Source organism: uncultured Traorella sp. (genome assembly GCF_944327115.1).
GTDB lineage: Bacteria > Bacillota_I > Bacilli_A > Erysipelotrichales > Erysipelotrichaceae > Traorella.
In genome coordinates this window covers 1-7,175 of record NZ_CALVGS010000003.1, presented here as the reverse complement: position 1 = coordinate 7,175, position 7,175 = coordinate 1, and the positions used below count along the sequence as shown (strand labels likewise).

General features: G+C 36.3%; 10 protein-coding genes and 1 other annotated feature. All 10 genes read right to left on the bottom strand.

All coding sequences use genetic code 11. From position 1 onward, the window contains the following. Window positions 1–329 precede the first annotated feature (329 nt). Window positions 330–1,055 (bottom strand): ABC transporter permease subunit, encoded by a 726-nt coding sequence (locus tag Q0K35_RS00160; RefSeq protein ID WP_294560478.1) that lies wholly within the window; start codon window positions 1,053–1,055, stop codon window positions 330–332. Continuing rightward, the gene (locus Q0K35_RS00155) at window positions 1,048–1,767 is read right to left on the bottom strand and encodes an ATP-binding cassette domain-containing protein (RefSeq protein ID WP_294560476.1); all 720 of its coding nucleotides are present in this window, start codon (window positions 1,765–1,767) and stop codon (window positions 1,048–1,050) included. Before Q0K35_RS00155 ends, Q0K35_RS00160 begins: the two co-directional genes overlap by 8 nt. Before the next feature lie 5 nt (window positions 1,768–1,772). After that, a complete protein-coding gene (locus Q0K35_RS00150; protein ID WP_294560474.1) occupies window positions 1,773–1,973 on the bottom strand; it encodes a hypothetical protein in 201 nt (66 codons plus the stop codon). A 99-nt stretch (window positions 1,974–2,072) separates the two neighbouring features. Beyond that, on the bottom strand, window positions 2,073–2,816 hold the full coding sequence (locus Q0K35_RS00145) for an ABC transporter permease subunit (RefSeq protein WP_294560472.1): 744 nt from the start codon (window positions 2,814–2,816) through the stop codon (window positions 2,073–2,075). Window positions 2,817–2,877: 61 nt separating this feature from the next. Further along, a complete protein-coding gene (locus Q0K35_RS00140; RefSeq protein WP_294560470.1) occupies window positions 2,878–3,792 on the bottom strand; it encodes a hypothetical protein in 915 nt (304 codons plus the stop codon). Continuing rightward, window positions 3,780–5,522, bottom strand: coding sequence for a threonine--tRNA ligase (gene thrS, locus Q0K35_RS00135; RefSeq protein ID WP_294560468.1), 1,743 nt, complete (start codon window positions 5,520–5,522; stop codon window positions 3,780–3,782). Before thrS ends, Q0K35_RS00140 begins: the two co-directional genes overlap by 13 nt. A 30-nt stretch (window positions 5,523–5,552) precedes the next feature. Beyond that, window positions 5,553–5,751 (bottom strand) — a binding site (T-box leader). 42 nt (window positions 5,752–5,793) lie between these two features. Beyond that, the gene (locus Q0K35_RS00130) at window positions 5,794–5,970 is read right to left on the bottom strand and encodes a hypothetical protein (protein WP_294560466.1); all 177 of its coding nucleotides are present in this window, start codon (window positions 5,968–5,970) and stop codon (window positions 5,794–5,796) included. A gap of 60 nt (window positions 5,971–6,030) precedes the next feature. Then, complete coding sequence (locus Q0K35_RS00125; protein WP_294560464.1) at window positions 6,031–6,213, bottom strand: hypothetical protein; 183 nt, start codon at window positions 6,211–6,213, stop codon at window positions 6,031–6,033. A 78-nt stretch (window positions 6,214–6,291) separates the two neighbouring features. After that, window positions 6,292–6,687 (bottom strand): hypothetical protein, encoded by a 396-nt coding sequence (locus Q0K35_RS00120; protein WP_294560462.1) that lies wholly within the window; start codon window positions 6,685–6,687, stop codon window positions 6,292–6,294. 40 nt (window positions 6,688–6,727) lie between these two features. After that, window positions 6,728–6,895 (bottom strand): hypothetical protein, encoded by a 168-nt coding sequence (locus tag Q0K35_RS00115; protein ID WP_294560460.1) that lies wholly within the window; start codon window positions 6,893–6,895, stop codon window positions 6,728–6,730. Window positions 6,896–7,175: the final 280 nt, after the last annotated feature.

Genomic DNA, 7,175 nt, shown 5'->3' with positions numbered 1-7,175 from the left:
TAGACTCTCAGATCATGAAGAATGATGTTCTTCAGATCAGGGAATTCACGGTAATAGAAACGGTTGGAAAGAGAAAAAACTTTCATGATGCCTCCTTGATAGAAAAAAGAGTATTCACACAGATATTATATCATAATAGTAACTATAATGATACTATAATTAAAAATAAATAACACATAATATCAAAACATAAATTAAACTTAACTTTTTTCAATCTCTTTCATTATCTTTCTGCCCATCAAAATTGAAATTTCCTAATATATAAAAAAGAGCATATTTAGAATCCTAAATATACTCTTTTATGATTGTCCTTTTAAATACGTCTTTTCTTAGATATCACGATGCTTGAAAACATATGTGCCAATAGCAAAGGTGAATACAAAAACAACAAGCACAAACAGCAAGGAGCTTAATAAAATATTCCCTGTTATATTTAACTTCTCGATTTGACTGATTGTATTAGAAAAATCTAAGACAGACAGATTTTGTCCTAATGCTTTTCCGATATAACTGACGGCTACCGGTTCAAAATTAATGACAACGATGGATACCATGATAGCTACGATCTGTTTTTTTGTTAAGACTGAAATAAAATATCCGATCATCGCATAAGCAATGACAATGATCATTTGAATAACGATACTTTCGATAATTTGCATATTGGTCCAAACAAATTCTCCGGATGTCATAGGAATTCCCTTGACAGTTCCCCAAACGTAAGCTCCGATACAAGCTAAAATAAACATGATTTCAGAAATAAAAATCGATACCAATAATCTGCCGAAATATATTTTTGTTTTACTAACACCACTTGAAACGATGGCTTTTATAGTTCCTTTTTCATAATCGTTAGTTACATACATGGCGATCATGATGATAAAAAAGATTTCATAGAATGAAACGATGCTGCTCAGAACCTCAGCCAAACATATGCTGCTATCAAGCCCTGCTACGACAGTAAGCAAAGCTCCTAAAGGTGCGGACGCTAGTAAAGAAACAAAAAATACTAAATTGTGACGTATCTTATAAAGCTCGGCTTTAAATATTTTACTCATTTGTGTTTCCCCCTACTAATTCCAAAAAGTAAGTTTCCAAGTCTTTACCTGATTCTTTGAGCTCTTTACTTGATAAGCTTTTTACTATTTTCCCATCAATCATAAAAGCATAATCAGTCGCTATTTTTTCCATTTCTCCTAGGATATGACTTGAAATGAATATGCTCACACCTTGTCTGTTTAAATCTTCAAGCAAATGTCTGATTTCTGAGATTGCCACCGGATCCAGACCGTTGGTCGGTTCGTCTAAAAGCAATAAATCAGGATTGCCAAGCAAAGCACAGGCAATTCCTAATTTCTGGCGCATTCCCAAAGAAAAAGCTTTGACCTTGCGATGTTTGAATTTAAGTAAATCTACTTTCTTTAAGACCTCGTTTACTTCATTTTTCCCTTTACCGTGAAGCTTTGCCTGATACATCGTATTAGCATAACAGCTCATTTCATCATAAAAGGCCGGCACTTCGATAATAGAACCAATTCTACCTCTCTCTTGCCATAACTCTTTTTCTTCTGATTTCCCATTAATGATTATTTCTCCGCTTGTTTTATTAGAAAAACCTAAGATCAATTTCATTAATGTCGTTTTACCTGCTCCATTTCTTCCGATCAGTCCGAAGATCGATCCTTTTGGCACTTGAATGCTGACCCCGTCATTGGCCATAAATCCTTTATAATTTTTCTTTAAATCTTTTGTTTCGACAATGTATTCCAAAAAAATCACCCCTTCATTTTATTTTTGTAATATTTCATAAGCAATAAGCCGATAATGGCTAAGATTAAAAATGCGAGTGGAATTATGATATTGGTTGAATCAATCTGCGGCAAGATCACAATTAAAGAAAAAACGGCCATAATCAATCCTAATATCACAAGAAGTATGCTTATCATGTATAAGGCTTTATATATATTACTTTTCATATTTCCTCCTTTTTTTACCGGGCTATTATACAGCAAAATTATCTAATTGAAAAGGTAAAATTAAAATTACAAAAAAAAAGAATCATCTGCTGATGACTCTCAATCATGGATTTCTTCATCTTTTATAAATTTGTTTTGAAGAAACTTTAAGATTGCTTCAAAGACAATCAAAAACAAGACAAGCCAAATCGTCCATGCAAAGATACCGATCATATCGACATTGATGCGGCATAACTGAAACTGACGTCCAAGACCCGGTGATACCGAACCTAATATTTCTGCCATGATGCCGACCTTAAAAGTAAGTCCCAGACCATTTGAAAAAGAAGCATAGATATAATGGGATATCAAAGGTAAATAAACCTTGAAAATCTTATATGAACGTCTGACTGGATAAATACGCATCAAATTCAGATATTTGCTTTCAATGCTTTTCATACCGCTTAGCGTATTGGCATAAGCCATAGGAAACATGACCATAAAACCGATCACACAGGTAGCAATCCGTGAATTTGTCCAAATCAGTACGATTAATATATAAGATACATTGGGAATGCTTTTCAGTATCGTATAGACAGGCTCAAAATATTCTTCAAACTGATGGCTGATACCGCTGAACACACCAAAGAAAACCCCCATGAACAAGGCCAATAAAAGACCAAAAAAGCTTCTTGCAAGCGTATGGGCAAACGCTTCATAAAAGCCGCTGTCAAGCGCTAATTCAATCATTCGTTCAGCGACATCAAAAAAAGAAGGGAGCTTGATCGGATTATCAACCATTTCTCCGCTTATCATCCATACGATCAATAAAACAAGGATTGTAACGAAACTGCGCTTTTTCATACCGCTATTATACTCGTTTTTCTTTAAAAATAAAAGGGAGATACCATGACCTCCCTAATGATTATTTTGAAAGCATCTCTTCACTGAACTCAATATTCATCAATGACAGAAGCGTTGTCAGATCATCTGTACATTCGCTGGCCTCAACATAGTGAATATTCTGTCTTTCCCATGTAGCTTTTGAGATAGCTGCACTTGGAACACCTAAAGTATCAGCACCGATCGCATCGACAAGCTCCACGATCTTATCCGGATCATTGACTGCTGTTTCATTGACAAATGTTTCGATCGTACTGATCACATTCGCACATTTATCTTCACTGCCTTCTTTCACAAAGATCGCTGCCTGAGGGAATCCTTCTAAATCAGTACCCATCTTTTCCTGATAGGCTGTCTGAAGGTTCTCGATGACCTGAAGTTCGATGCCCTGCTCTTTTGCTTTCTGAATCGTTGCGGTTACAGCCGGTTCAGCCAGCATGCCACAGTTTGCATTACCGCTCAATAATGCTCCCTGAACATCCTGAGCACTTGAATACATCACGATTTCAGGTGTGATATTGTCCAGATCAACAGCCTGGCGCAAAACAAAATCAGTCACGCTTCCTTCACCAAAAGTCGCAAAGGTTCCTTCTTCATTCAAAGCATTTTCGCTGGTACCTACCAGATAAAGATTTCCCCATGTGATCACAGCTTTTAAACGATAAGGACTCTTTCCGGCTTCGATCATCTTGGCACCTAAATTAACAGGTGCGATGATGATATCATACTCGCTGTCATCTTTTACTAATTCTGCGCTTACAACTTCGCTTCCAGTAACAAATTCAAAAGTGTTTTCACTTTCTTCACTTGCTGCTTCTAAAAGTGAAAGAGCCGGCGCTCCTGTCGGTGACAACACCTTGACAGGTTCATTTGTCGTAGTTGTGGAACAGCCTGCCAAAAGCAAGGCAGCCACCATCAATGATTTTAAATGTCGCATCTTACCTTCTCCTCTATTTCTTTCTGAAGCATCTTCACAAATTCATCAAATGATACCGTATTCGATTCTTTTTGCCCCTGGCGGCGGATCGTTACCGTATGATTTTCTTTCTCACCGTCACCCACGACTAATTCGATTGGAATCTTTTTCATTTGTGCTTCCCTAATACGATAACCCAATTTTTCATTTCTTGCATCTAATTTGCTCCTAAAACCAAGTTGATTCAATTCATCATTGATTTCTTTGGCATATTCATAATGATGTTCATGATGGACCGGAATCACTTCTACCTGTACAGGAGCCAGCCACATTGGGAACTTACCGCCAAAATGTTCGATCAGAATTCCGATGAAACGTTCTACTGAGCCGAATATGACACGATGCAGCATGACCGGTCGTACCTTTTCACCATGTTCATCAATATATGTCAGATCAAATCTTTCCGGAAGATTCATATCTAACTGGATCGTGCCACACTGCCAGACTCTTCCTAATGAATCTTTGATATGGAAATCCAGCTTCGGTCCATAGAAAGCACCATCGCCCGGATTGATCTTATATGTCTTGCCGGCAGCCTCACAAGCCTTCGCTAAAGCCGCTTCGCTTCTTTCCCATACCTCGATCTCACCAATGTACTTTTCCTCAGGACGCGTGCTTAATTCAATGTCATACGTCAAACCAAAGATCGCATAGACACGATCGATAAAACGAATCAATGAAATTACTTCACTTTCGATCTGATCCATACGCATGAAGATATGGGCATCATCCTGTGTAAATGTACGAACCCTGAAAAGGCCATTCAACGCTCCGCTGGCTTCATGACGATGTACCTGTCCCAATTCACCCATACGAATCGGAAGATCCTTATATGAATGTAAAGAATTCTTATAAACCAGCATGCTTCCCGGACAATTCATCGGCTTGATCGCAAACTCACGGTCAGCCACCATAGACGTGTACATATTCTCACGATAATTGTACCAGTGGCCACTTACTTCCCATAATTCCTTCGACATCATGATCGGTGTCTTGATAAACTCATAACCCTCTTTGGTATGTTCATCATACCAGAATTTCTCCAATTCATTTCGCAAGATCATACCATTAGGCAAAAAGAACGGAGCACCCGGAGCATATTCGCTCATCATGAACAATTCTAATTCTTTGCCCAGCTTCTTATGATCTCTTTTCTTAGCTTCTTCCAATAAATCTAAATGCTTCTGCAGATCTTCCGCTGTTTCAAAGCAGACACCATAAATTCGTTGAAGCATCTTATTGTTCTTATCACCTTTCCAATAGGCACCCGAATGCTTCAAAAGCTTGAAATTCTTTAAAAGCTTGACACTTTCCACATGAGGTCCGCGGCAAAGATCCACAAAATCACCCTGTCGATAACAAGTAATGCTGCCATCTTCCAATCCTTCGATCAGATCCAGCTTATACTCATCATCCTTGAACATTTCCATGGCTTCAGCCTTCGTATGATGTTCACAGACAATACGTTTGCCATCCTTGACGATCTTCTTCATTTCCTTTTCAATCTTTGGAAGATCCTCATCATGAATCACATCATCTCCTAAGTCAATGTCATAATAGAACCCCTCACTGATGACCGGTCCTACCCAAAACTTTGCCTGAGGATAAAGATGCTTCACCGCCTGCGCCATCAAATGCGCACAGGAGTGATTCAATACACTTAATTTTTCATCTTCTTTAATATCGATCATAGCTCTCCTCCTAATAAAAAAACGACTCTGCCAAAGGACGAGAGTCGTGTTCGTGGTACCACCTTATTTCGTGTATGTTCATACACCTCTTTTCTTTAACGCAGATCTACGGTCCTATTTTCATAGGACAGCTCCTTGGGAGTAAATACAGGCTATCAAAATGTCTTGCACCACCCGACATCTCTCTTGATTGAATCACAAGTATTCATATCCAATTCTTCGCTTATGGCATTATTTAACACCTAATTAAGAAAAATGTCAAATGTTTTTATCAATTACCGTTCTCTTTTATGATCTGAAAGATTTCCTGTACATCATCACAACGATACCATTGGTCATTGATATTTAAATAAGGTTCTATGCTGTAAATCCGATAAGTTTCCTCTTCAGTATGAATGTCAACAGATGTTCCATTTCCTATTGGAACATCTTCCTGTTTATCAATCATATACCCATTCATTAAATACCCTTTAATATAGGTATATTTTTATGATATTTTTATTTTTGACTACTTTTTGACTACTTTTGACCTTAAATCTTGTCGGATTAACTCTTTTATATATCCCTGCATATTTGATACTTCATCTAACTTTTCAAGAATATCTGCATCATTTTTTAAATTGAATTTTAAACAGATTCTTCTAGTGTTTTTTTTATCATATTTCATAGATGCAATAGATTGTTTATTCATATTATTAGATCCTTTCATTTAAATAGTGTTTTAAGTGTTATCGCCTCACTAATCTATTTTTAATATAAAACCTTAAATTTAATTTTTAATATAATAATTACCAATTGTGTTATCACTACAATCCCAAATATCAATAATCATATCTCCTTTAACGCATGTATGATGGTTTGCTATTGTTATAAATACACCCTTATTTCTTATTTTCTTTGATATTATTTCATCAAGTTCCTTAACCATGTATTTTTTACCATTTGATTTTTTAGGTTGTTTCATCTTAACATATCCAAATTTTTTAAGAATTCTTTGCATTACTTGTTTATCTGTTATCCCATAGCATGATTTTATAGCTTCTTCGCATTGTAACTTCAATGCTTCTTCATATGTTATTCCAAGCGTGCTTACTAAAGCTCTTGTACTGCAATCTCCTGTTTTTCTGTTTTTTGGATTTACATTAAATTCATGATACTTTAACATTCTTTTACATCTCACTTTCTTGATAGTGTCTATACACATATCATATTTTCCTTAAGCTGCTTATTTTTGCTTCTCTTTCAAAGCCATCAAAGTCCAATGGCTTTACACTGGCATATTCAATGCCTGTTTCACAGTCAGTAAATAAATCTAAAATGATACATTTAAAACCGTCATAAATTACCTTCTCACCAATTTCAAATTTTTTCATCGTTTTTCCTCCTGCATTTTGCTTTTATTTCCTATTTATTATATAATGTAAGTGTGATTGGGAGGGGCTAACTCCCAATCACTGAAAGCTCTAAGCTTTCTTGGTATTGGTTATAAACTCATGCAAGGCTTTCCCACTTGAAGGTTTATAACCTTTTTCTTTGCACCATATCTTATATAGTGCTATAAGTTCCATGTTTCCACCTCCTTCCTTACACTATTATTATACTATAAGTACACACTTATTTCAATCGTTTTTGTTAAGATTTCTTAATTTTTTT

Coding starts and splice junctions, on each gene's coding strand:
- Q0K35_RS00130 (WP_294560466.1), bottom strand. CDS start 5,970: ATGATTGATAAACAGGAAGATGTTCCAATAGGAAATGGAACATCTGTT.
- Q0K35_RS00115 (WP_294560460.1), bottom strand. CDS start 6,895: ATGAAAAAATTTGAAATTGGTGAGAAGGTAATTTATGACGGTTTTAAA.
- Q0K35_RS00150 (WP_294560474.1), bottom strand. CDS start 1,973: ATGAAAAGTAATATATATAAAGCCTTATACATGATAAGCATACTTCTT.
- Q0K35_RS00145 (WP_294560472.1), bottom strand. CDS start 2,816: ATGAAAAAGCGCAGTTTCGTTACAATCCTTGTTTTATTGATCGTATGG.
- Q0K35_RS00140 (WP_294560470.1), bottom strand. CDS start 3,792: ATGCGACATTTAAAATCATTGATGGTGGCTGCCTTGCTTTTGGCAGGC.
- Q0K35_RS00125 (WP_294560464.1), bottom strand. CDS start 6,213: ATGAATAAACAATCTATTGCATCTATGAAATATGATAAAAAAAACACT.
- thrS (WP_294560468.1), bottom strand. CDS start 5,522: ATGATCGATATTAAAGAAGATGAAAAATTAAGTGTATTGAATCACTCC.
- Q0K35_RS00120 (WP_294560462.1), bottom strand. CDS start 6,687: ATGTTAAAGTATCATGAATTTAATGTAAATCCAAAAAACAGAAAAACA.
- Q0K35_RS00160 (WP_294560478.1), bottom strand. CDS start 1,055: ATGAGTAAAATATTTAAAGCCGAGCTTTATAAGATACGTCACAATTTA.